General features: G+C 60.5%; 19 protein-coding genes. 6 read left to right on the forward strand and 13 right to left on the reverse strand.

The genetic code is table 11. The features are described 5' to 3' along the window. Nucleotides 1-84 precede the first annotated feature (84 nt). From RAD04_RS33380 to RAD04_RS33390, 3 genes are all read left to right on the forward strand, one after another. Nucleotides 85-2,418 carry an AAA family ATPase gene (locus RAD04_RS33380; protein WP_461627194.1) on the forward strand — a complete coding sequence of 778 codons (2,334 nt, stop codon included), beginning with the start codon at nt 85-87 and terminating at the stop codon, nt 2,416-2,418. A 308-nt stretch (nt 2,419-2,726) separates the two neighbouring features. Beyond that, nucleotides 2,727-4,616 carry a hypothetical protein gene (locus tag RAD04_RS33385; protein ID WP_461627195.1) on the forward strand — a complete coding sequence of 630 codons (1,890 nt, stop codon included), beginning with the start codon at nt 2,727-2,729 and terminating at the stop codon, nt 4,614-4,616. A 145-nt stretch (nt 4,617-4,761) separates the two neighbouring features. Continuing rightward, on the forward strand, nt 4,762-6,231 hold the full coding sequence (locus RAD04_RS33390) for an exopolysaccharide biosynthesis polyprenyl glycosylphosphotransferase (RefSeq protein WP_461627196.1): 1,470 nt from the start codon (nt 4,762-4,764) through the stop codon (nt 6,229-6,231). 55 nt (nt 6,232-6,286) lie between these two features. On the opposite strand, the gene RAD04_RS33395 is transcribed toward RAD04_RS33390, so the two are convergent. Next, on the reverse strand, nt 6,287-6,652 hold the full coding sequence (locus tag RAD04_RS33395; RefSeq protein ID WP_461620860.1) for an H-NS histone family protein: 366 nt from the start codon (nt 6,650-6,652) through the stop codon (nt 6,287-6,289). A gap of 679 nt (nt 6,653-7,331) precedes the next feature. Between RAD04_RS33395 and RAD04_RS33400 the strand changes: the two genes are divergently transcribed. After that, nucleotides 7,332-7,715, forward strand: coding sequence for an H-NS histone family protein (locus tag RAD04_RS33400; protein ID WP_461627274.1), 384 nt, complete (start codon nt 7,332-7,334; stop codon nt 7,713-7,715). A 133-nt stretch (nt 7,716-7,848) separates the two neighbouring features. On the opposite strand, the gene RAD04_RS33405 is transcribed toward RAD04_RS33400, so the two are convergent. Further along, a complete protein-coding gene (locus RAD04_RS33405) occupies nt 7,849-8,925 on the reverse strand; it encodes a nucleotidyltransferase family protein (RefSeq protein WP_461627197.1) in 1,077 nt (358 codons plus the stop codon). Next, on the reverse strand, nt 8,912-10,123 hold the full coding sequence (locus tag RAD04_RS33410) for a serine/threonine protein kinase (RefSeq protein WP_461627275.1): 1,212 nt from the start codon (nt 10,121-10,123) through the stop codon (nt 8,912-8,914). Before RAD04_RS33410 ends, RAD04_RS33405 begins: the two co-directional genes overlap by 14 nt. A gap of 1,029 nt (nt 10,124-11,152) precedes the next feature. Between RAD04_RS33410 and RAD04_RS33415 the strand changes: the two genes are divergently transcribed. Both RAD04_RS33415 and RAD04_RS33420 read left to right on the forward strand, forming a co-directional pair. Beyond that, nucleotides 11,153-11,368 (forward strand): hypothetical protein, encoded by a 216-nt coding sequence (locus RAD04_RS33415; protein ID WP_461627198.1) that lies wholly within the window; start codon nt 11,153-11,155, stop codon nt 11,366-11,368. Between the two features lie 862 nt (nt 11,369-12,230). Beyond that, entirely contained in the window at nt 12,231-12,428 is a 198-nt protein-coding gene (locus RAD04_RS33420; RefSeq protein ID WP_240536272.1) for a hypothetical protein, read from the forward strand. Between the two features lie 31 nt (nt 12,429-12,459). Here the strand turns inward: RAD04_RS33420 and RAD04_RS33425 are convergent, their stop codons facing one another. The 10 genes from RAD04_RS33425 to RAD04_RS33470 all read right to left on the reverse strand — a co-directional run bounded on the left by RAD04_RS33425 (nt 12,460) and on the right by RAD04_RS33470 (nt 21,622). Beyond that, nucleotides 12,460-13,461: a formate dehydrogenase subunit gamma gene (locus RAD04_RS33425; RefSeq protein ID WP_461627199.1), complete on the reverse strand. Its 1,002-nt coding sequence runs from the start codon at nt 13,459-13,461 to the stop codon at nt 12,460-12,462. Between the two features lie 39 nt (nt 13,462-13,500). Beyond that, nucleotides 13,501-14,097: a formate dehydrogenase FDH3 subunit beta gene (fdh3B, locus tag RAD04_RS33430; protein ID WP_007592757.1), complete on the reverse strand. Its 597-nt coding sequence runs from the start codon at nt 14,095-14,097 to the stop codon at nt 13,501-13,503. Nucleotides 14,098-14,109: 12 nt separating this feature from the next. Beyond that, the gene (locus tag RAD04_RS33435; protein WP_461627200.1) at nt 14,110-17,052 is read right to left on the reverse strand and encodes a formate dehydrogenase subunit alpha; all 2,943 of its coding nucleotides are present in this window, start codon (nt 17,050-17,052) and stop codon (nt 14,110-14,112) included. Nucleotides 17,053-17,066: 14 nt separating this feature from the next. Then, nucleotides 17,067-17,276 carry a twin-arginine translocation signal domain-containing protein gene (locus tag RAD04_RS33440; protein WP_026201605.1) on the reverse strand — a complete coding sequence of 70 codons (210 nt, stop codon included), beginning with the start codon at nt 17,274-17,276 and terminating at the stop codon, nt 17,067-17,069. A 29-nt stretch (nt 17,277-17,305) separates the two neighbouring features. After that, nucleotides 17,306-18,085 (reverse strand): molecular chaperone TorD family protein, encoded by a 780-nt coding sequence (locus RAD04_RS33445; RefSeq protein ID WP_461627201.1) that lies wholly within the window; start codon nt 18,083-18,085, stop codon nt 17,306-17,308. A 136-nt stretch (nt 18,086-18,221) separates the two neighbouring features. After that, nucleotides 18,222-18,833, reverse strand: a complete 612-nt coding sequence (locus tag RAD04_RS33450) for a DUF3306 domain-containing protein (protein ID WP_461627202.1) — start codon at nt 18,831-18,833, stop codon at nt 18,222-18,224. Then, the gene (locus RAD04_RS33455) at nt 18,830-19,345 is read right to left on the reverse strand and encodes a DUF3305 domain-containing protein (RefSeq protein ID WP_461627203.1); all 516 of its coding nucleotides are present in this window, start codon (nt 19,343-19,345) and stop codon (nt 18,830-18,832) included. The genes RAD04_RS33450 and RAD04_RS33455 overlap by 4 nt, the downstream gene beginning before the upstream one ends. Next, nucleotides 19,342-20,349, reverse strand: a complete 1,008-nt coding sequence (locus tag RAD04_RS33460; protein WP_461627204.1) for a DUF6352 family protein — start codon at nt 20,347-20,349, stop codon at nt 19,342-19,344. The genes RAD04_RS33455 and RAD04_RS33460 overlap by 4 nt, the downstream gene beginning before the upstream one ends. Beyond that, nucleotides 20,346-20,885: a DUF6505 family protein gene (locus RAD04_RS33465; protein WP_461627205.1), complete on the reverse strand. Its 540-nt coding sequence runs from the start codon at nt 20,883-20,885 to the stop codon at nt 20,346-20,348. Before RAD04_RS33465 ends, RAD04_RS33460 begins: the two co-directional genes overlap by 4 nt. Continuing rightward, nucleotides 20,882-21,622 (reverse strand): biotin/lipoate--protein ligase family protein, encoded by a 741-nt coding sequence (locus RAD04_RS33470; protein ID WP_461627206.1) that lies wholly within the window; start codon nt 21,620-21,622, stop codon nt 20,882-20,884. The genes RAD04_RS33465 and RAD04_RS33470 overlap by 4 nt, the downstream gene beginning before the upstream one ends. Between the last annotated feature and the right edge of the window lie 141 nt (nt 21,623-21,763).

The following is a 21,763-nucleotide window of genomic DNA, read 5'->3' on the forward strand; positions in this document are numbered from 1 at the left end:
TTATTTTAAATACGGCCGCGGATTCGAATATCGCCTACGGCTCCGTGCTCCCGCGCGACTGTCAATAGCCGAGAGAATTGTCCGATGCTTCAGACCAATACGCTCCAGACCGATGGGGCACGTCTGCCCTCCTCCATGCCAATGCAGTCGGATCGACAAGACGCCGCGGGCATCGGCGAGCTCATTAAATTGGCGCTCGTCTTTATAAGGCGGCAATACCTCGTCATCATTTTCACCACCGTCCTGGCAGGTGCCGCCAGCCTCATATACCTCCGACTGGTCTCGCCAGCCTATACGGCGCAGGTTCAGGTCCTGTTCGAAAACCCGAGGGCGCAATTCCTCCAGAAGCAATCGTTGCTCTCCGAACCGATCGTCGATGTCACTCAGATCGAAACGCAGCTGCAGATCATCAAGTCGCAGGCAACCGCTGCGACCGTGATCAAGCAGCTGAAATTGAGCGATCATCCGGATTTCAAGGAGTCCCGGTCGCTGCAAGCCTGGCTACTGAGCTGGCTTCGACGATGGCGATCGAATCCGTCGGAAGCTGCGCAATCTGCCGCGCCAGAGCAGCTCTCAGAAGCCGCCATTGCGAGCTTTCTGGATCGCCTATCTGCAGGTCGAGTTGGCTATAGTCACGTTATTGAAGTCAACTTCACCTCGAGCGATCCAGCGCTAGCGGCGGAAATTGCGAACGCAATTGCCAAAGCCTACATCAACGATCAGCTCGACGCGAAATTTGAAGCCAGCCGCACTGCAACAAGTTGGCTGCGGGAACGGCTGCGAAACCTCGGTGAGGAGGCGTTGACCGCGGAACGTGCCGTTGACGCTTACAAATCTCAGAACAACATCGTTTCGCCCGGTGGAAAACCGATCGACGAGCAGCAGATCACGGAACTCAACACTCGGCTGGCGACCGCCCGTGCGCAGAGTTCGGAGGCTGCGGCCAAGCTGTCCCGCTACGAAACTCTCCTTGGCACCGACCCGGCAAAGCCATCCGCGATCAACAATCTGGATGCCATCGGCTCCGACGCGATGAACAGTCCAATCATTACGTCGCTACGCCAGCAATATCTGGAACTCGCCAGGCGTGAGGCCGAGTTATCGGCACGCGTCGGGCGCGACCACCTGGCGGTCGTTAACATCCGCAACAGGCTCCGTGAATTTCGGGTCTCTATTCTAGACGAGGTTAAGAGACTATCTGAGATCAGCCGCAGCGAAGCCGAACTCGCAAAGCAGCGGCAGCAGGAGATCGAGAAACGTCTGTCCGTGGCCATTGCGCAGGCGCGCCTCACGAACTCGGCAGAGCTGACGATAAGAGATTTGGAAAGTCGCGCGAAGAGCCTGCGGGCGCTCTACGACACCTTCCTTCAGCAGTACATGGGCTCGACGCAGCAGGAGACCTTCCCTATCTCGGAAACCCGGGTCATCTTCCCCGCCTCCGCCGCTCAAACCAAGAGCAAACCGAAGACGAAGGTCGTGCTGAGTTTCGGTCTTCTGGGTGGCCTCGCGCTGGGACTGCTACTCGGTTTCGTGAGAGATGTAATGGACCGCGTTTTCCGGACCTCTTCCCAGCTCGAGGCTGCGCTGGAACTTCCGTGCCTGTCTCTCGTGCCAATCCTGAACTTACCCAAGCCGCAGAGACCGTCGGCCCGGCTTCAACAGACGCAGGAAGACTCGAGCCAACGAATGCTTTCGACCGCTCCGGACATTCATCGCGCCGTCGTAGGCATGCCTCTCTCTCGGTACACGGAGGCCATCCGTGCGATCAAGATTGCGATCGATCACAGCCCGGCGAAGACCCCCAACCAGGTGATTGGCCTGACGTCAGCTCTCCCAAATGAGGGCAAGACTACGATTGCTGCTTCCGTGGCGCAACTCATCGGACACAGCGGAAAGAAGGTCATCATAGTGGACTGCGATCTCCGGAATCCATCGCTCTCGGCCCGTCTCGTCCCGAAGGCCGTGGATGGCATTATTGAGGTCATGAACGGTGCTCGCCCACTCGAGGAGGTGGTATGGCGGGACCCGAGGACAAATCTCGCCGTTCTTCCGGCCGTTCAACGCGGGCCCGTACTTCACTCGAGCGAACTGCTGTCCGACAGCTCGATATGCAAGCTCTTTGATCGCCTGCGACAAAGCTATGACTATGTCATTGTAGATCTTCCGCCGCTGAGTCCGCTTGTCGACGTACGGGTCACGGCGCCTCTGATCGATTGTTACGTTCTCGTCGTCGAGTGGGGACGCACCAAGATCGAGGTCGTTCAGCATGCGCTGCACACCGCCCCGACGATCTCGGACTCGCTGATCGGCGCAGTCTTGAACAAGACGGACATCAAGGCAATGGCGCGATACGACACCCATCGAAGCGACTATTACGACGACAGTCACTATGTTCGTTACGGTCTTTCGAGCTCTTGAGCGGCCCCTCGCCGTGCACTCATCACGATTTGCGCGTTAGACGGTCTGCCGATCGGAGCATCCGGAGGAACGCAAAGCCAGAGAGGTGACGTGGTATGCTCGTCAGGTTCCTGATGCTGGCACTCGTTGTGTCCGTCGCAGCAGCTTTTGCAATGCCCGGGATCCCGCAGCAACGAGCTCTATCCTCTGCTCTCCTCGCAACCGCGGCGCTGGCAACCGCAATCTTCGCCTCATCCTCCGTAATCGCGAGTCTGGTACGGCGGTCGGGACTCGTTCTCATCCTCATTCTCGCTGTACCGGCGATCTACATGGCCTTCCAGCTCGCGCCAGTTCCTATCCACGGGCTCGGCAATCCGATTTGGGAAACCGCATCGGCCGCCTTGAATGCCCCCCTCGCCGAACGGCTCACGGTGGACGTCCGTGCAACTGTGCAGGCATTCTTGCAGTACAGCATTGCCGTCGCCCTCGCGCTCATCACGGCTGTCGTCGCGCTGGACAGACAGCGTGCGTGGCAACTCCTCTGCATGCTGGTCTCAATCTCGACGATCGTCAGTGCGTACCTGCTGTTGCGGCAGACGATCGGAGCGGACGGTTTTTCGCGCGGCGATGCTCCTGTCCTCGCCGCGACCGGCGCAGTCCCGGCAGTGCTGGGGCTGGTGCTGTCCGCAGCGATGATAACCCGTGCGTTCGAGGACCACCGCCGCCGTGTCAAGCAACGCCCATTTCGAGTGGCGACGACTCTGTGGTTCGCACTCCTCGCAACCCTTCTCTGTCTGTCGGCAACCCTCGCCAGCGGAGACGGGATGGGAACGGCCACAGCGGCATTGCTCGGAGTGGGAATCGTGCTCGCCGCGTTCGCGATCCGGAACTGGTTCTCTGGGCTATGGGGTATCGCGAGCGTCCTGGCCACGGCTGCAGTGTTGTTTCTGGCGGCCTTCACCCTCATGCCAATAAGGCCTAATGCCGATCTGACAGTCGCCCTGTCCGAGCACGCCCCGGGGGCGACTGAGCGGATGTTGCAGGATGCCGGCCATGCCGGCTCCGGCGCGGGAACCTACGCGGCATTGCTACCGATCCATCGCGATATTGCGGCGCCGTTGTCACGAGAGCGCCCGACGGCTGCCGCGGCCATCGCAATCGAGATGGGCCGCCCCTTTCTGTACGGCGTGTTGATCGTTGCGGTGGTTGGCGCCGGGGCCTTGCTCAGATGCTCCCTGCGGCGAAGGCATGACTACGTCTACGCGGCCATTGGCGCCGGCGCTGCGACTTCATTGGTTGTGCTGGCCTTGGTCGAAGACGGCATTCTCGAGTTCGGCGCATCGCTGTTGGCTGCTGCGCTGTTTGGACTTGCGGTCGCCCAAAGCCAGCGTGATACAGGCGCCGTGACCGAGCAGTCGCGGTCGACGCGGCCCGTCGTTGGACTGGATAGTCCGGGCCCGGCATGCGCGCCAATACGCTCATATGGGATTGGTAATGCATCGATGCGTATTGGATTGGGCTCCATCGCAGTCGCGCTGATCGCCCAAACGGTCTGGCTGCTCGCTCAGCCGTCGTATCCCGGCGGTTTGCCGGTTGAAGCGCTCGCTGCCAATGATGCCTCACGCCAAGCACTTCTGAGAGTGCTGCCGCAGAACTCACTGCGCAGTGATGGCGATTTGCGGTCTGGGAGACCCGCTCCCGCCCCGCAGCCCGCGGCCAATGGAGCAGCAGCCTCAAGACCGGAGTTCGGAGTCCATCCTGCCGCGCCGACTGTACTGGCGCAGGCACTGCGGTCCTCGCCATTACGAGGGGATCTTTGGCTCATGCTTGCGGCCCTGTCGAGGGAACAAAAATCGGTCGAATACGACGTCGCGGCCTTGCTGAAACTCTCGTACTACACAGCTCCAAACGATTTGGCACTGCTTCCGCTACGACTGACTGCCGCTCTCGGCGAGGCTTCGGTCGTCAGCGATCCCGAATTGCGTGAACTGGTGCAGCGCGACGCCAAGATTGCCTTTGCTAGGCAGCCCGCTCTTCGACCCGCTCTCATTACTGCCTATCAATCGGCGTCAGCGGAGGGGAAGGCCCTTGTGGAGAATCTGATTTCGGAATGGGATTCAGCAGCTCTTCAAAGCATGCGCAAGGAAGTCCCGATCCCTGGGCCTAAAACGGATCTACCTTTGCCGAACCGGACATGGGGTCGAGGGGCGGCGCGGTAGTTCCAAACCTGTTCCGCTTCGATGGGCAGTTCTTCGAGCAGCGCCAGATCCGAAAAGCGGCATTTGGCAACATTTAAATTAAGATATTTTGCTTGATATATTCAATATTAATAATAAATTAAATGCTAATTCCGAGTGCGCCACCATGAACTTCGTGAACCGGCACCTCCCCGATCGAAACGATACGGCTCGTGTCAGCCTCGAGCCGTCGGTGTCCCCCAGGCATAAATGGCCCCTCCGTTATGACTGGATCGAACATGTTGCACTCTGTGCCGATATCGCGACGATTTTGTTGGCGAGCGTCGTCTCCACATTACTGTACCGGCTCCAAAACGGGCAAGCTGAGGGACACCATGGCAACGCATTTGGCTTAGCGCTGGTCAGCGCAGCTTGCGTTGCATCCGTGCTGAAGGCTCAAGGTCTTTATCGCCCGATTGAGCTCCTCGTCCTCAAAAACCAGGTTCGGGCCGTCTGCGTGACGTGGGCGTCATTGCTGCTCTTGATTTGGGCCGCCGACGGCTTTGCAATTCGTCCGGGCGTATCTCAGGAAGCAGGCCCGCTCTTCGCCATCCTTGGCTTAGGGTTGCTTGTAGCCGAGCGTTGGGCTGTCAAATCGCTGCTGATAAGAGGCCTGAGCGAAAGAAGATTTGCCAGCACGAATATCGTTCTAATCACGGACCAGCCGCTTTCGAAGAATGCCGGCCTACCGGAAACCTTGGCTATGCATGGATATTGCATCAAGGGGCGGTTCAGCCTGCCGCCCATTGGGTTCGGTCCCGCCGGTCGCAAGCGCCTCACGTCTCGCGTAATCGACCACATTCGCAACGCCCGGCTCGACCAGGTGGTGGTCGAAGCCAGCCCGGAGCGATGGCCCGAGCTTCGGGCATTTGTTGCCGAGTTGCGGGTATTGCCGTTTCCGGTCATATTCGTGCCGGTCGGCACAACAGCCGAATTGCTTCGACATCCTACGCGCAGCCTTGGTAGTGCCGTTTGCGTAGAATTGCAGCGCGGTCCCCTTACCCCGTTCGAGTGCGCAACCAAGCGAATCATTGATATTCTTGGCGCAGGGCTCGCCTTGGCGATATCCGCACCGTTGCTTGCGCTTGCCGCAATCGCAATCAAGCTGGATTCTCCCGGCCCCGTGTTCTTCCGACAACAACGCTGTGGTTTTAATGGTCGGACATTCTTGATCCGCAAGTTTCGGACCATGCACGTGCTCGAGGACGGCAGCGTGATAGTTCAGGCCACCCCGGCCGACCAACGCATCACCCGCGTGGGCAGATGGCTGCGTCGAACTAGTTTCGATGAACTGCCGCAACTGCTGAATGTGCTCGAGGGCAGCATGTCGCTGGTGGGTCCGCGCCCCCACGCCTTGGCCCACGACGGACAGTTTGACAAGCTCGTGCGAAACTACGCGTTTCGCCGCAGGGTCAGGCCAGGACTGACCGGATGGGCCCAGATCCACGGCTGCCGCGGCGCAACACCTACAGCGTCCATGATCGAAGCACGTGTACAGTACGATCTCTGGTACGTCGACAATTGGAGTCTTCGGCTGGATCTTGCAATCCTGTTGCAAACTCCGATGGAGGTCTTGCGGGGCCGCAACGCCTACTAGGCTCGATCCCCGCTCAAAGTGCCAAGCTGCGCCAACCTGCTGGCGTAACGACGTCTCACGCCCGCTGCCGAAGCTTGGGAGTCGCGGCCGCTATGCGAAACTCCTCGATCCGTCGGCCCGATTTCATGGCAGCAACCAACCACCGCGGCCGCTTGCCACGTCCTGACCAGGTTTCAGAAGTCTGGGGGTTGCGATACTTCGGCAGCACACGCGGATACTTGCGCCTCTGCTTGCCGGTCGGGGCGACGGCCGGCCCGCCGGTTTCAAACACGGCCATTCCCCCTCCGAGAACCGCCAGGCGCTTCTCCAGTTCCTGCTTTTCCGCCTTAATCCGATCCGACAAAATGCCGCTAATTTCCTCATGAAGCGACCATAGATCGTCCAGAGACATCGCTTCTAGTTCGAGCTTCTTGGTCGACATGCTAGCATCCTGTAGTTGCGCCCATTTAATATTGTCCCGGTCGGCTAATCAAGAACCAAGTGGTCAGCTTAAACAAAAATATGTGGAACCGAACGGCAAGTTCGTGCTCCACATAACTGCGCCGCCGGTTCTAATCAAGACAAAAAAATGAACTTATCCGCTCAATTTAATAGCGACCAAAGTAACATTACGCGCCTTACGTGCACCGACGCCCCGACTCAAGTGAAGAACGACACGTTAAGCCGGGCCTGGGATCAATCTGCCATGCCGCACTTTCGACAAATATGCTCGGACCCGAGGCCGCCTTGCATCGTTCTTACCCTCGGCAACCGGGAGCTTACGACTGAGTTTCTCTCAGCGCGAGCCATCGCAGCTGGATTGGTGGCTTCAAAGCCTGGATATCAATCAACCTAGCCGCGGGAGCGATCAACCGGCTGATCGCTTCCTGAAGGCGCCCCAAAGGGCAATCAATAACATCCAATGTTTCTCGTCGGGCCGGCATTAAAAACTGATGAAAATAATCCTCGCAATAAATAATTAAATAATATATTATTATTTATTGTCACGCCAATTTGAAAGACCAGCCTTGGACCTATCCGTATTTGGCGCTCGAAAACGATACTCGGCGTGGAAATGACAAGGTAGTCGGGAGCGTGGGTTGAACGGTGACGAGAATGCTATGCGCAGGCAAGATCTCGAAGCCATGGATTTTGAAGAACTATGGCTCCTCCACGAGGAGCTAACAAAGATTCTTGCTGAAAAGATCACGGCCGAAAAGCGGGAGCTGGAGAAGCGCCTGGCGCAACTCAACCAACCGGAACAGGTCGGTGGCCCCGAAAGCGGGACGGCAGAGATGGGCCTAGGCCAGCCTCCCCGCCGCAAATACCCAAAGGTCGTACCGAAATACTTCAACCCTCTCAAACCGACAGAGACTTGGTCTGGGCGTGGCAAACAGCCGCGCTGGCTGGTCGCCGCACTACAATCAGGGCACACATTGGAGGAGTTCAGGATTCACGAGAACGGTGAAGCCTCCAACCAGAATGCTGGTGGTCAAGAGCATTGATAGCCCTGCCGCTGCAAATCCCCGCATGCGCGAAATCGTTAGATTCACGGATCCGGAAGCTGGCACTCGCTCGGAACGCGGCCAGTTGAAAGCGTTCGCTTCGGAGCTGCCGCCCTAACGGAGGGGCTAGTGATTAGGCCTTCCCTGCGCGCACCGCGACGGCCGCCTTCAACAGAAACTGCAGGGTTCCCATCCTCGGCAGGGACCACAATCCACGCCGGCGCGCAGTGGGTTGGATGGTGTCATTCGCCACCTTCCGGTAGTTTCCGAGATCCAGCATCATCATTGCGAGGAAGGGCACGCGTGTGGCCGGAAATCGTGCTTGCATCAACTGTCGCATGAACTGCAGACGGGGAATCAGCCGAGAGCGCAACTCTTGCGGAATCTCGACGCCAAGCAACTCAGCAAGAGCAAACAGCTGGGTTTCAACCGCGTTCTTCATCAATTCGCCCGACACAAGAGAGGCAAGCTCTTTCCAATCCAGGCCCTCGGCAGAATTGCTCATATCGCGCAATTCAACAAGGTGCCGCAGGTCGAGGTCGCCCAACCAATAACCGTAGTCTTGAAATTGATCATGGATGATCAACATGAGCGCCCGGTACGTGGGCGTGGGGATATAGACGCGTCCGCGCCCCAGCGGCGCGGGGACGCAATGGTTCAGCGGGTGCCCGAGCCTCTGGTAGAGGTATGCAGGACCCGGAGCTGCCCGCTGCAGATCGATGGTCCCGACATCCCGCGAGCGATTCAGCTCGATATGCCATCTGTGGCTTTCGGGAGGGGTCTCATAGTCAACATCGTAGCCAATTGCGCATAGAGCGGAGACTGCCATTCTGGCTTCGTGCGGCATAACCATAATATCCAGGTCAGACATTAGCCGAACGCCTCGTCGCTCTTCAGGCGCGGTCACCAGCGTCGATGCCCCCTTGAGCATGATCGGCGTAATTCCCAGGTCGTTCATCGCAACGACGGCTTCTTCGAGTTGAGCGACGAGCCGATTGTTCCGCAGCACGTTTCGGCCGTGGATCTGGCGAATATATCCGCAGACGTCCTCCGACAAGACCGGTGCAAATTTGTCGACAAAATCGATGAGCGCCGGTGTCGTCAGAGTCTGATTTGCGAGCCCGATTACCGACGTCCATTCGACATCGACAGGTGGCACGCCTTGCAGGCAATTGCAGAGGCTCGTCAGCGCCGCGCTATGCCTTGCCATTGCATAGATCCATAAGCACGCGGCGAGCCTCCACGGCCTCGCAATAGGTGAGTTGAAGCGATGGCGCGCCCGCGACGATCCGCTTCAAAGCGAAAAAGCCGGCCTGCGAAAGTTTTCCGTCAGCAGCAAATCCGTTGTCGATGAGCCGCTTCATCGAATCCAGTTGATCTATCGCGGTTAGTTTGGCCGGACCGCTCGCGACACGGTTCAAGAAGATGATCCAGCTTGCGGAAAAGCTTTGGTGGTACGCATCCGCAACGGGTACGTATCGCACCAGAACGCCGTCGGAGCGGCAATGCGTCGCGTCGTACCGGCCGCCATGTAGTCGCGAGAGCAAGTCCCACGATCCCTCCTTGAGGGTGAGAGCAAACGGGATGCCGCAGATCGCTCCGTCAGCGCCAACCAGCGCAACGTCATCGCCGGCGTACCGAAGTCCGGCATCCACCAGCTGCAATGTGAGGGTAGACTTTCCAGCTCCCGGTTGGCCGCACAACAATAGGCCCATACCGTCCTTTACAAGAGAAGCGGCATGAAGGGAGAAGGTCCAGCGATCGCTTCGAATAAGCCGCTCGGTGATGTGAGCTTTGATCGTTGGGGCAAGCGCTTCGACTTGACATCTGGAGATGCTGGAATCCTCTCCGCGCAAGAGCACTTGCTCCTCCAGCATCATTGCCTCGATCGCAATGTCGTCGTCTCCGCCGGCGTTCTGGTCCGAAACACAAAACAGCGAACACAGCCGCCTCAAGAGGTCCCGATTTGCAGCCCGGACCCCTATTCGGTGGCGGCCTAGTACCGCTGAGAAGGCAAAATCGGTCGGCATTCGCCAGTCGACCTCGAGCAACGCTCGATCGATCCAGACATCTACGACCTGTCGGGTGAACTGGCGCGCGGTCTGCTCGTCAATGCCTAGCGTCCCAAGCCCCTTACAGGTGTCTTCCAGAGAGGCGCCTTGCGCCAGCTTACACCAGATGAATGCCCCTACTCGGTCCAGTTCAAAGATCTTCTGCCCAGCTTCGCTGAAGAGCATTGGTCGACGATCCAGCAGCGCGAACACTGCATCCGAAGCCGGTCTCAACACCATCTCTGCCGACGATCTTTCCAGCACGGCTCCAACCAATGTGAAGACATCTGCCTCGTCCTGTGCCGACGAAGCGACGACAGCGCCCGGGATGCTAGCGTCGCGCCCCTCGACAGCCACGAAGTTCAATCCGAACGGTCCGCGGCGCGGCAATTCCCGTCTGCCGGGCACACATGACCCAATCGGTCTCGTTTCGAAACGACAATCCGGTCCGGCATGCCACAGCGGGCCGCCCCTACCCCCTCCCTCCGGAGAAATGTTCAACACCTGCTCTCAAAGAAAGCGCGCTCGCGCTCGACCGATGAGCATCCAGGAGGTACCGATAGGCTTCGCGATCGGCACTGCGTTCTCGCAGAATGCGCTCCTTCTCGCCAATACCTACCAATTCGGCACGCATCTGGGCCAACTGCGGCGCATCGGGGGCGAAATCGTACTCGCTAAGAGTTAAATCCCACATTGTCTCCTCCAGCCGAACGAAACCTGGGCGAGCTTAGCTTACGTGATCGGCAGCAATTAACAACGAGATTACAGCGCGACCATATAATCAAAATTTATTTCATATTTGAACCGAACTTAACCACCCGTTACAAAAGCTAAATGGCGGCGCGAACCGAACTGATGGCAGGTAGCGAAGGATGGGGCTGAGCGTACGAAGGGCCCGACCTTTTCGATGACGACATCCCGCCGCGACAGCCAAATAAATCGGTCTAGAGTCGCAAACCGGACCGACATCACGAATTTAATTGCGCATTAAATGTAAAAAGATAATGTTAACGAGTTGCGTGAGGGGGAGTGAGACCAGTGATCCGGTTGGCTGATCTGTCCGTCAAGAGGAAGATATTGGCTTCGTTGCGAGCAGAATATTTGGCACGAAGCCGCAGGAATTTGGACATGCTAATTGTGAGGGGCCTCCCAGAGGCCTTCGGTTGAAGCCGAAGCCTCATTTCATGGGCCTGCCGGCTAAACCGGCGGTATCCCGAGAATTCGCCAAGCAGGAATCCGGTCGGTTGGAGAAGCGTCGTCACGAGCAAGTTGCCCTTTGCTCGACAACGACCCCAGGTGCGATGCCCCCCCAAGTAACCCGCACCGACGAGAACGCACTCCAGCCGGCCGGCCCCTTTTTCAGCAGTATGTTTCTGGGAGGCTCACATGGGTATGGTCATGGTCGAGTGTCCGCAAACGGGTCGCGCGATTCCTACCGGCATCAAATCCGATCGCGAGACTTTCCTGCGGAGCATCGTGTTTTTCGGCAATACTCGTTGCCCAATCTGTGAGGCCAATCACAATTGGTTCGCCCGCGAGGCCTGGGTCGAAGAGCCAATCGCCCGGACGGTGGATATCCTTCGTGCGGCCCCTTCGCGCTGATGCAAATGCGAAGGCCGTTTCAAAGAGCGCGTCCAAATTCCCTTTTTCGATGCGAGCATTTTTGGTGCAATGCACTAGAGTGCTCGAAAATATTTCTGCGTATCGTCGTAAAGCGAACGGACGGCTCCGGATCCATTGCTTAGAAATTATTGGCACGTCGTCACAAATTCGATCTTCCCGTCACGGATTCGGCAAGGCCTGTTGGGGTTGTTATAGTGAGTAGTGGGGTTTGCAGCCTGGCTGTTCTGCATCATACAGCGATCGAGCTCGTTAGCCAGCTCGCTCAATTGAAGCGGCTCCGGGACAGAGTACGAAGGGCGGAAGCACGGCGCTCGGGAGAAAGACGGCAATCGGCGTCGCGTGCGCGAAAGTCCCGAGCAACGAGATATCGCACGCGAACGATTCCCAAGTCAGCGCAATTCTGATCACCATGCTGGCTGAATCAAAGACCAGCATGGATGCACAAGGCCTATTCACCGCAAGCGTGCCGTGTTCTCTCTAGCCCGCTTTCGACAGGCGCCGGCTCCACTTGCCTTCGATGGACTTTCTTTGATCTATCGGCGCACACATCGCGCCCACGAGAGCGGCGGCCATACGCGCCACTTGCACGGCGGTATATATCGCAGGCTTGAACCCCGGTTCCGGCTTTCATCACGACCAAAGCCGCATCACAACAGACGGCGCAGAGCGTGTTGGCGCGAGCCCGATCGAGCTCATCCAATTTCCTCGCTTCGTAATCCCGGCGTCGTTGGACGGAACGCATCGACGAATTTGGAACCGCTGGCTGTGAAGTGGCTCACATTGCGCAAGACAACATACGTGTATCCGTCGTGCTGGGTGGACATGGCAGACGGAGATGCGCATGAAACGCCTCATGCTCTCGCTCATTGCAGCCTTGCTTCTCGCCGGAGCGGCCAACAGCATGCTCAGATCGCACGCACTATTCGATCAGAGCGGCATGCCATCCATCCAGGAACTGCAGACAGGTCAGGCAAACAAGCTCCCTGAACAGGAGATGCAGGACCGTTCGATCTTGTTTGCGAAAGAACCGGCGCAATAGAGCGAACCGCCCGCTTTCGCGGCTGTCCGTCTTACTCGGCCGCCTCGGTTGCGGGTCGGGACTGTCCGTCGTTAGGCCCCGCTCGTGCCGTCTCCTGGTCGAACCAGAGGCTATGGTGCTCGCGAGCCCAATTGACGTCGACCTCGCCTGAGCCCATCGCCTCGAACGCACCTTCCATTCCGATCGTGCCAATATAGATGTGCCCGATCATCGCCGCGACAAACAGTACGGCCACAATCGAGTGGACGATCTGGGCCATCTGCATGGCCTCGATCCCGGTCATATAGAACGGGAACATCAGCGCGTACCCCGTGATTGCAACCAGACCGCCGCCGATTACGACGATCCAGTAGATCATCTTCTGGCCGGCATTGAAGCGATAGGCCGGCGGATGATCGTGACCGATCAGGCCGCCGCCGCGCCTCGCCCAATCGACATCCACCTTGTTCGGGATATTGCCGCCGATCCACATCAGGAAGATCAGGACGACGCCGATGGTGAACGGGAAGCTCAGATAGTTGTGGGCGTACTTGGCCCATTGCGACCATTCGGAGAAAGCTTCGAAGCCGATCAGCGGCAGCAGCAATGGCCGGCCGAACGTGATGTTCAGCCCGGAAATGGCCAGGACAATGAAGCAACTCGCGGTCATCCAGTGCACGAAGCGTTCAAACGTGTTGAAGCGCACGATGGTGCGGCCCGACCGTCCGGCTTGGAGACGCACCATCCCGACGGAGAGATAGAAGATCACGATGATCGCGATCATGCCAAGGATGGCAACGCCCCCGACCCAGCGCAATGTCACGTTGCGGAACTCACGCCATTCCCGCCCCTGCGGCTGCTCGAGAACGCCCGACCGCTGATCGGGAATGCTGACGCGACCCTGGATCCGGTTGAGCTCCTGCAGAAGCTGCTGCTCCTTGACCGCACTCGCGGTCGGATTGACCTGCTGAGCACCTGCGGGCGCCGCCATGACCAAGAGGAGCAGCACACACGCGCCGAAAGCCAGGCGAATGATCCTTTCAAATGACGCCATCACGTCCTCCCGGTGTTGTGCGCCCTTCGGCTATCCGTTTCAGGACTCGATCGTCTCGCGATACGCGGTCTTCCAACCCCACGCGCCCGAGCCGTAGCCGCGCTTCATGACGCGCTCCTTGTAGATCTGGGCAATGATCTCACCGTCGCCCGCAAGCAACGACTTGGTCGAGCACATTTCGGCACACAGCGGCAGCTTGCCCTCGGCCAGGCGGTTCGCGCCGTACTTCTCGTATTCCTCCTTGCTTCCGTCGGCCTCCGGGCCGCCGGCGCAGTAGGTGCATTTGTCCATCTTGCCGCGCGAGCCGAAGTTTCCGACCTTCGGATATTGCGGCGCGCCGAACGGACAGGCGTAGAAGCAATACCCGCAGCCGATGCAGAGATCCTTGGAATGCAGCACCACGCCATCGGCGGTGGTGTAGAAGCAGTTCACCGGGCACACCGCCGCGCAAGGCGCGTCGGTGCAATGCATGCAGGCCATCGAGATCGAGCGCTCGCCTGGCTTGCCGTCGTTGATGGTGACCACGCGGCGCCGGTTGATGCCCCAGGGCACCTCATGCTCGTTCTTGCAAGCAGTGACGCAGGCATTGCATTCGATGCAACGGTCGGCGTCGCAGAGGAATTTCATACGTGCCATCGTCGTTGCTCCTTATGCCGCCGCGATCTGGCAAAGCGTGACCTTGGGCTCCTGCATACCGGTCGCGGGATCGTATCCATAGGTGGTGATGGTGTTCGCGCTTTCGCCAAGAACGATCGGATCGGTCCCCTTCGGGTAGGCGCTGCGAAGATCCTTGCCTCCCAGCCAGCCGCCGAAATGGAAAGGCATCCAGGCGACGCCCTTGCCGACGCGCTCGGTGACGAGCGCTTTCATCCTCGCCCTGGAATTGTTCTCCGCGCCCGTGACCCAGACCCAGCCGCCGTCCTTGACACCGCGATCGGCAGCATCGGCCGGATTGATCTCGATGAACATATCCTGCTGCAGTTCGGCAAGCCACGGATTGGTACGCGTCTCCTCGCCACCGCCCTCATACTCGACCAGACGGCCCGAGGAGAGGATGAGCGGGAACTGCTTGGCAATCCCCTTTTCCACGGCAGCCCTCTGCACCGAGAATCCGATATTGGGCATGCGGAACTGCTTGGCATCGGGCAGCGTCGGATATTTCTCGACGAGATCGACGCGTGGCGTGTAGATCGGCTCGCGATGGACCGGAATCGGATCAGGCAGGCCGAATGCGTTCATGCGAGCCTTGCCATTGCCATAAGGCACGCAGCCGTGCTTGAGCGCAACCCGCTGGATGCCCCCTGAGAGATCGAGCGACCACGACACCGAATCCGGAGTGGTCGGATTGACCTTCATGATCGTGGCCATCTCCGCTTCGGTGAGATCGGTGTCCCAGCCGAGCTTCTTCAGGCTCGCCAGCGTGAATTCGGGATAGCCGTCCTGGATCTCGGAATCCTTGGAATAGGATTTGTCGGCCAGCAGGCTGACCTTGCGCGTGGTTCCGTCCGGCAGCTTTTCCTCGCGTTCGATACCGAAGCGCGGCCGGAACGTGCCGCCGCCGTCCATCACCGCGAGATTGGTGTTGTAGAGCAGCGGCGTGCCGGGATGCCTGACTTCCGGCGAGCCCCAGCACGGCCACGGCAGGCCGTAATAATCGCCGCCGACTTCGGGATCGTCCTTCGGCGCGCGCATCGTCAGCATGTCGAACTTCGCCTGGTTCTTCATGTGCGCCTTGAGCCGCTCCGGCGACTGGCCGCAATAGCCGGTCGACCAGCTGCCGCGGTTCATCTCGCGCAGCACGTCTTCTGCTTCAGGCAGGTTGTTTTCGACCTTGATCTTCTTGAACATCTGGTCGGCGAAGCCGAGCTTCTTGGCCATGAGATAGATGACCTCGAGATCATCCTTGGATTCGAAGATCGGCTTCACGATCTGCTCGCCCCATTGCAGCGAGCGGTTCGAGGCGACGCGAGATCCCTTGCACTCGAATTGCGTGGCCACCGGAAGAATGTAGATGCCGTCCTTGCGGCCAGCCTCCACCGCCAGCGACACCCAGGTCGTGGGATGCGGGTCGGCAATGACAAGCAGGTCCAGCGCCTTCAGGCCCTTGAGAGACTCCGGAATGCGCGTGATGCTGTTGCTGGCGTGTCCCTGAACGAACACGGCCCGCACGTTGTCCTTCTGAGCGACTTGATCTTTCGGCAGCGTCACCGCCTCGAACCAGCGGGTCAGCGGAATGCCGGGAGTTTCCATGATCTGCTTGGAATCAAAGCGCGACTTCAGGAACTCGTAGTCGACTTCCCAGACCCGCGACCAGTGCTTCCAGGCGCCTTCGGCAAGGCCGTAGTAGAAGGGCAGCGTCACAATATCGAGCCCGACATCGGTCGCGCCCTGCACGTTATCGTGGCCGCGGAAGATGTTGGCGCCCATGCCCTGCCCGCCGACATTGCCGGTCATGAGCAGCAGGATGCAGCTCGCCCGCACATTGGCGGTGCCGACGGTTTTCTGGGTCTGGCCCATGGCCCAGATCAGCGTCGACGGCTTCTCGGTGGCGAACATCTTAGCCACCCGCTTGAGCTGTTCGCCGGGAATGCCGGTGACGCGCTCGACCTCCTGCGGATTCCATTTCTCCACTTCCTTGCGGAGATCGTCGAAGCCGTAGACGCGCTGCTTGATGAATTCCTTGTCCTCCCAGCCGTTCTGGAGGATGTGCCACATGATGCCATAGAGCACCGGAATGTCGGTACCCGGACGCATCCGCACGTATTCCGTCGCGTGCGCGGCGGTGCGCGTCATGCGCGGGTCGATGACGATGAAGTTGGCCTTTTGCAGCTCCTTGCCCTCGAGCAGATGCTGCAACGAAACCGGATGCGCCTCGGCCGGATTGCCACCCATGATCATCTGGGTCTTGGCATTGCGAATATCGTTGTAGCTGTTCGTCATCGCGCCGTAGCCCCAGGTGTTGGCGACGCCGGTGACGGTGGTGGAATGGCAGATGCGTGCCTGATGATCGGTGTTGTTGGTACCCCAGAACGCCCCGAGCTTGCGGAACAGATACGAGCCTTCATTGGTCATCTTGGCCGAGCCGAGCCAATAGACGGAATCCGGCCCCGATTTTTCGCGAACCTCGAAGATCTTGTCGCCGATCTCGTTGATCGCGGTGTCCCAGGAGACGCGCGTCCATTGCCCATTCACGAGCTTCATCGGATAGCGTAGACGCCGCTCGCTGTGCACCAGCTCGCGCACGGAAGCGCCCTTCGCGCAATGAGATCCGCGATTGATGGGGGACTCCCAGCTCGGCTCCTGGCCAATCCAGACCCCGTTCAATACCTCCGCGGTCACGGTGCATCCGACCGAGCAATGCGTGCAGATGCTCTTCTTGACGGCGGCGCCGGCGGTCAGCGGACCCGCCACGGCCGCTTCCGCCTTGCGCACGCCCGAAACCGGCAGGGTGCCGAGGGCTGCGAGCGCGCCACCCGCAAGACCGGACCGGCGCAGGAAGGTACGGCGATCGAGACCGGAGGTCTGGCTTGCAAGGGTGTTCGCGACAGAACCGCGGCGATTGGAATTCTGGTGGGTTCGCTTGATAAGCACGGGCGGCCTCCCTCTCAAGTCGGGTAGCGATTGACGCGGTAATAGGCCTTCACGTGGTCGGATTCCTTGTAGCGCGCCTTGCGCTTCTCATCGTTGTTCTCGCTGTCCGCTTGCGCGGAGCCGACCAGCGGCGTCGCGAGCGTCGCGCCGGCGCCGACCGTACCGATGCCGACCTTGCGCAAGAAATCGCGGCGTCCGACCTTGGCTTTGGTTTCTTCACTCATCGCATCTCTCCCGGACCGACGCGCGTCGGTCAGTTGGCGAATGTGAATGCTTCCGTCTCGATCCCGATGAAGGTGCGACCGAGCGCGCCGACCGCCCGATAGAAACGGGCGTTCCCGGCACTCTCGATGTCGGCGAACAGCCGCGCCATCCAGGGCGACACATGTTTTTCGAAGAAGGCGCGCTGGGCCTCGGGCGAGACGCCGAACTGTCCGTCGGCAAGGCCCGACATGATCTCGCAGAGGATGGCGGCGGAATCCTCGGGTTCGGATTTGTTGGCAACCCGCTCGATGCCGAGCCTCGCCAGGTCCGCACGCAGGCGCGACAAAGGCCGCTCGTTGAGGAATCCGGTGAGATAATAGGAGGCGTAAGGCAGCAATTCGCCGCGGCCGAGCCCGACGAACAGGTCGAAATATTCGCGCTCGACTTTCGCCGCGACAGCGCTTGAGGCCGCCTCAGCCAGCGCAACATGCGCGCGCCCGAGCGGCGTCGCGTCGCCCGTCAACATGGAAAGCTGGTCGAGCAATCGTCTCGACGGCGGCGCAGACAGCAGCATTGCCAGCAGCGCGTATTCCTGCGCCCGCGCAGCATCGACGGGATCGACGAGCTCTGAGGAAACGGCCTGTTCGCTGTAGAGATCGGGCCGCAGGTCGTTGCGAGGAACGCCGGTGGCGGTTTCGACCGCAATCACCCGTTGTGCGGGCACGCGCGTCCAATTCGAGACGGACGGCTGACTGATGCCGATTTTGCGCGCAAGCTGGGCGATGCCGCCCGCGGCATCGATCGCGCGATCAAGCCCGTCATCACGCACGTGGACCTCCCATCCAAGAGTCCCGTCTGCTTGATTTTTGCTTTTCTAACAAAGCACTAGGGTGAGCGTAATCCCGGTTCCACGAACCGTCAATCGCCCGCCCATAGCCCAAGCCTATAGTCTTTGGTCGTGCTCCTCAGTGCGGCAGTGCACCACCGTGCGTACGCGGCCTGACGGGCTCGGCAAACTCCGCTGATCTGTCCGCCAGCGTCGGCTGTGCTGCAACAGGGATCGCCGGGCATTCCGCCTCGACCGGCGGCTCGACGACGTCGGATACGGCTGTCGTATCGGCTTGATGCAAGTGCGCTGAAGAATCCGCGGTTTCAACCGGCGCCTCGGGGAGAGATCGGACTGCCTCACGCACCCCGCCGACGATGCGATCGACGAGTGCGGCCAGTTCCTCCGAAGAGCAATCGAGCGGTCCAAAACCCGGCATCGCGGTCGGATCGTTGAAGTCCCACGCATTCTCCGCGAGCCCGATGAAGTCGCGAATGGCGGGATCGGCCGCCCAGGCGCGGCGAAGGGCCGCACGGCTCAACTCCTGCGGAATACCCTTGCTCAGAAAGCCGGTGATGTCGGTCGCAGCGGTGATCTCGTCGATCGACGGCAGCATCGAGAGATCGACCTCGCTCTCGTTGTCCTTGGCCTCGGGCGGCGGCGCGGGCTGCGCCTCGGCAGGCTTCGCCGGTTCCGCCTGCGACTCACGCTTGCGGCGTGACCAGCGTGCAAGGAACTCCTCGTCGCTCATTCCTGTCCGCCTTCATGTTCGCGGCGCGCCAACGCCTCCGGGTCGGCGCGGCGCCGCTCGCGTTTGACGAATTCCCGCTCGACATGGTGCTCGGCCACGAACCTTTCAATGACTTCGCGCAGCACCTCCGGCATCGGCACGGCCTCGACGAGATTGTCGGCGGCTTCGGTAAACCCCTCGCCCTCCGCGGGATCGGCGGTAACCGCCGTGATGGCATAGGGCCAGGCGCCTTCCGAGGGCGACAGCACGATCCAGATGCTCGGACTGCCGGAGGCGAGATTGTCGCGATAGCGCGCCGTCTCAGACGGATAAAGATCCACGGCCGCGCTTCCGGCATAGAACAGCGTCGTGCCGTCCTGCTCGCGAAGCACGCTCCAGGGTCTTGTGGCGGGCTCGTCCGGCAGGATGGCGACGCCACGCCAGATGAAATCGACCCAAGGGGAGACGGCCTTGCGCCGCTCGACCACGACACCGACCGGAATCGACAGCAATGGCAGCGCCGCGGGGCTCATGTCACCATCTCCAGACGTTTGACCGGCAAGCCTGTCAGCAGATTCTGGGGCTTCATGCGCAGTTTTTGATCCGCCGACATCGACAGGATCAGGTAGACCGGCTCGTCCTCGACATCGTCGAGCGCAAGCATTGGATCGACAAAGGAGAGGCGGAACAGCGCGAGCACACGCTCGGCGCTGGGCCCGTCGAGTTCCTCGCCGTGCCAGAGACGATCGCCGAGCATTGTGGCATCGGCATCGAGCCCGACATACCAGGTGAGCTTTGCGTCCTGCAGTGCCCGCAGCGGTTCGATCGTGACGTCCAGACCGAGCAGATGAGAGAGCCAGCGCCTCATCACCTGCGCCAGGGCAGTCGGCCCCAAGCCGTCGGCCGTGAGGTCGAAGGCCATGTCGAATTGGTCGCTGCGCTGCCAATAGGCAGCAACATTCTCCGCGTTCAAGACATCGACCACCGCATCGGTCGTAGCGCCTAGCATCGACATCAGCGAGAGCGCCGGAGTTGGGCTGATTCCGCCGACGATCTCCTCGTCGCCGAGCAGCAGGGCCCGCTCATGCGGCAGAATTCGCTGGGCCCGGAAGAACAGTTCGGCCGCGCGCAGCACGAACGGATCGTCGCAACCGTCGAGCGCATTGCGCAGGATGACATGCACGAGCTGATTGACGAACAGCGGCGGCAGATCGTTCGCGCCTGCGCGCACCGTTGCAAGATAAGCGGCTTCGAGCGTCGGATGCCGCAACAAAAGATCGCGAAAGGCCAGCACGAACTGCCAGTTCTCCCGGGCGTCGAGGTCGGCAATACCGGCGATTTCGCCGGCGCTGACCGGTTGGCGCGGATCGGAGAGCAATTCCCGGTGCAGCCGGCGTTCGACCGGACACGCATCCTCCGGCGGCATCAGCTCGGGACGGGCAAAATAGGCCTTGAGGAATTCGTCGGTAACGCGGAGCCCACCGCCCTCGTCGCGATCGAGCAGATGATGGCCGCAGGCAATCCAGAAATCGTTCATCTGGCAGTTGGCCTCCGGCCCAGATCCACAAGCTTGAGATTGCCGTCAGGCTCGATGTCGTCCTCCATTTCCATGAACGAGAACGCCTTGCCGTGCCCCTGCCCTTCGCGCAGTTGCAGTCGGCGGAAGGACTCGCGAACCTCGCCGTCGCTTACGGCCCGGTGCACCGCAACAAGGGAGCTGATCGGATGGCTGCAGAGCGACTGCGAAAACGCCACCTCCTCTTCTGCGGCGCTCTTCGCGGCCGCCATATCCGGCGCGCCGAAACGATCGACCAGTTGCCCGGCAAGGAGATCGACCAGACTGCGGTAGTCGTCCTCGGTGGCCGGAACGATCTGCGCCAGCGTCGACCAGCCCCAGGATTGCACCCCGAGGAAACCGCCGCGGAAAGCCGCGCGCGCCTTGCCCTCAAGCTTCGCAGCATCGCAATCCCAAAAGCGGAAAACGCCGGAGACGGCCCAATCGCCCGGCTCCGCCGCCACGTCGAATACGAATGTGTCGGAGGGATCGAGCGCGATGGTACGCAGGAGCTTCACAGCCGCGGCCCCCCGAGTGCCGGATCGAGCCAGGATGGCGCCGCGAGCGCCTGCACGAGGTCGCCACGTTCGATCGCACCCGCCCCAATCCGGCGCGTGAGGAGATCGCCGCGATCGTCGATACGCTGAATGGTCTGCCGTTCACGGGGCATGCGGGAAAGATATTCGCGCGCGACGCCGTCGAAACCGTCCGCCTGCCAGCCATCGAATGCCATCATCAGGTGCCGGGCAAAGCTCTCCGTGATCTGCGCCGCACCGGCCTCACCAAAGCCTTCCAGGTCGAGCGCCGAGGCGAGCGGATGAACACCAGGCTCGTCGTCATTCATGGCAATCGTCCGGATCATCGCGCCGAACACCAGCCACGGCGACGGCTCCTCCTCAACGGCCGCGAGAGGCCACCCCATGCGGCCGCCGCCGACCAGACCTCCGTCGATCCAGACGGCGTCCGGCCAGCCGATCGCGATCGACTTGCTCGGCGGCGCGTAGGCGCGCAGGGCATCGGTGAGCGCGACCATGCCGGCGTAGAACGCGCGTCGCGCGCTGCGCAGCGGTTCAGCCGGCTCGAGCACCACGGCGAACTCCGCCAGGTCAAAGCGCCCAACGTAGACGAGCGTGCCGGCGCCACTCTCTGGTGCAATGCGGCATGCTTGGGCAAAAGCGTCGCCATTCTCGCGCAACCGCACCAATGTGAACGGCGGCGGGAGGTGGATCGGTTCCGCCAGGGAAACGTGGCTCACTGGGATCGACGGCAGGCCGTCCTCCGCTTTCCTTTTCTTCCCGGTGGATAATGTCTATACGAGGCGAAGGGCCGGCGCGAGTCCGTCGTCGGCGCCCGAATGGCGGAGGGGTCAACCTGGAACAGCCATCGAAGACCGTCC

The sequence above is a fragment of the Bradyrhizobium sp. 25ACV genome (assembly GCF_054863005.1).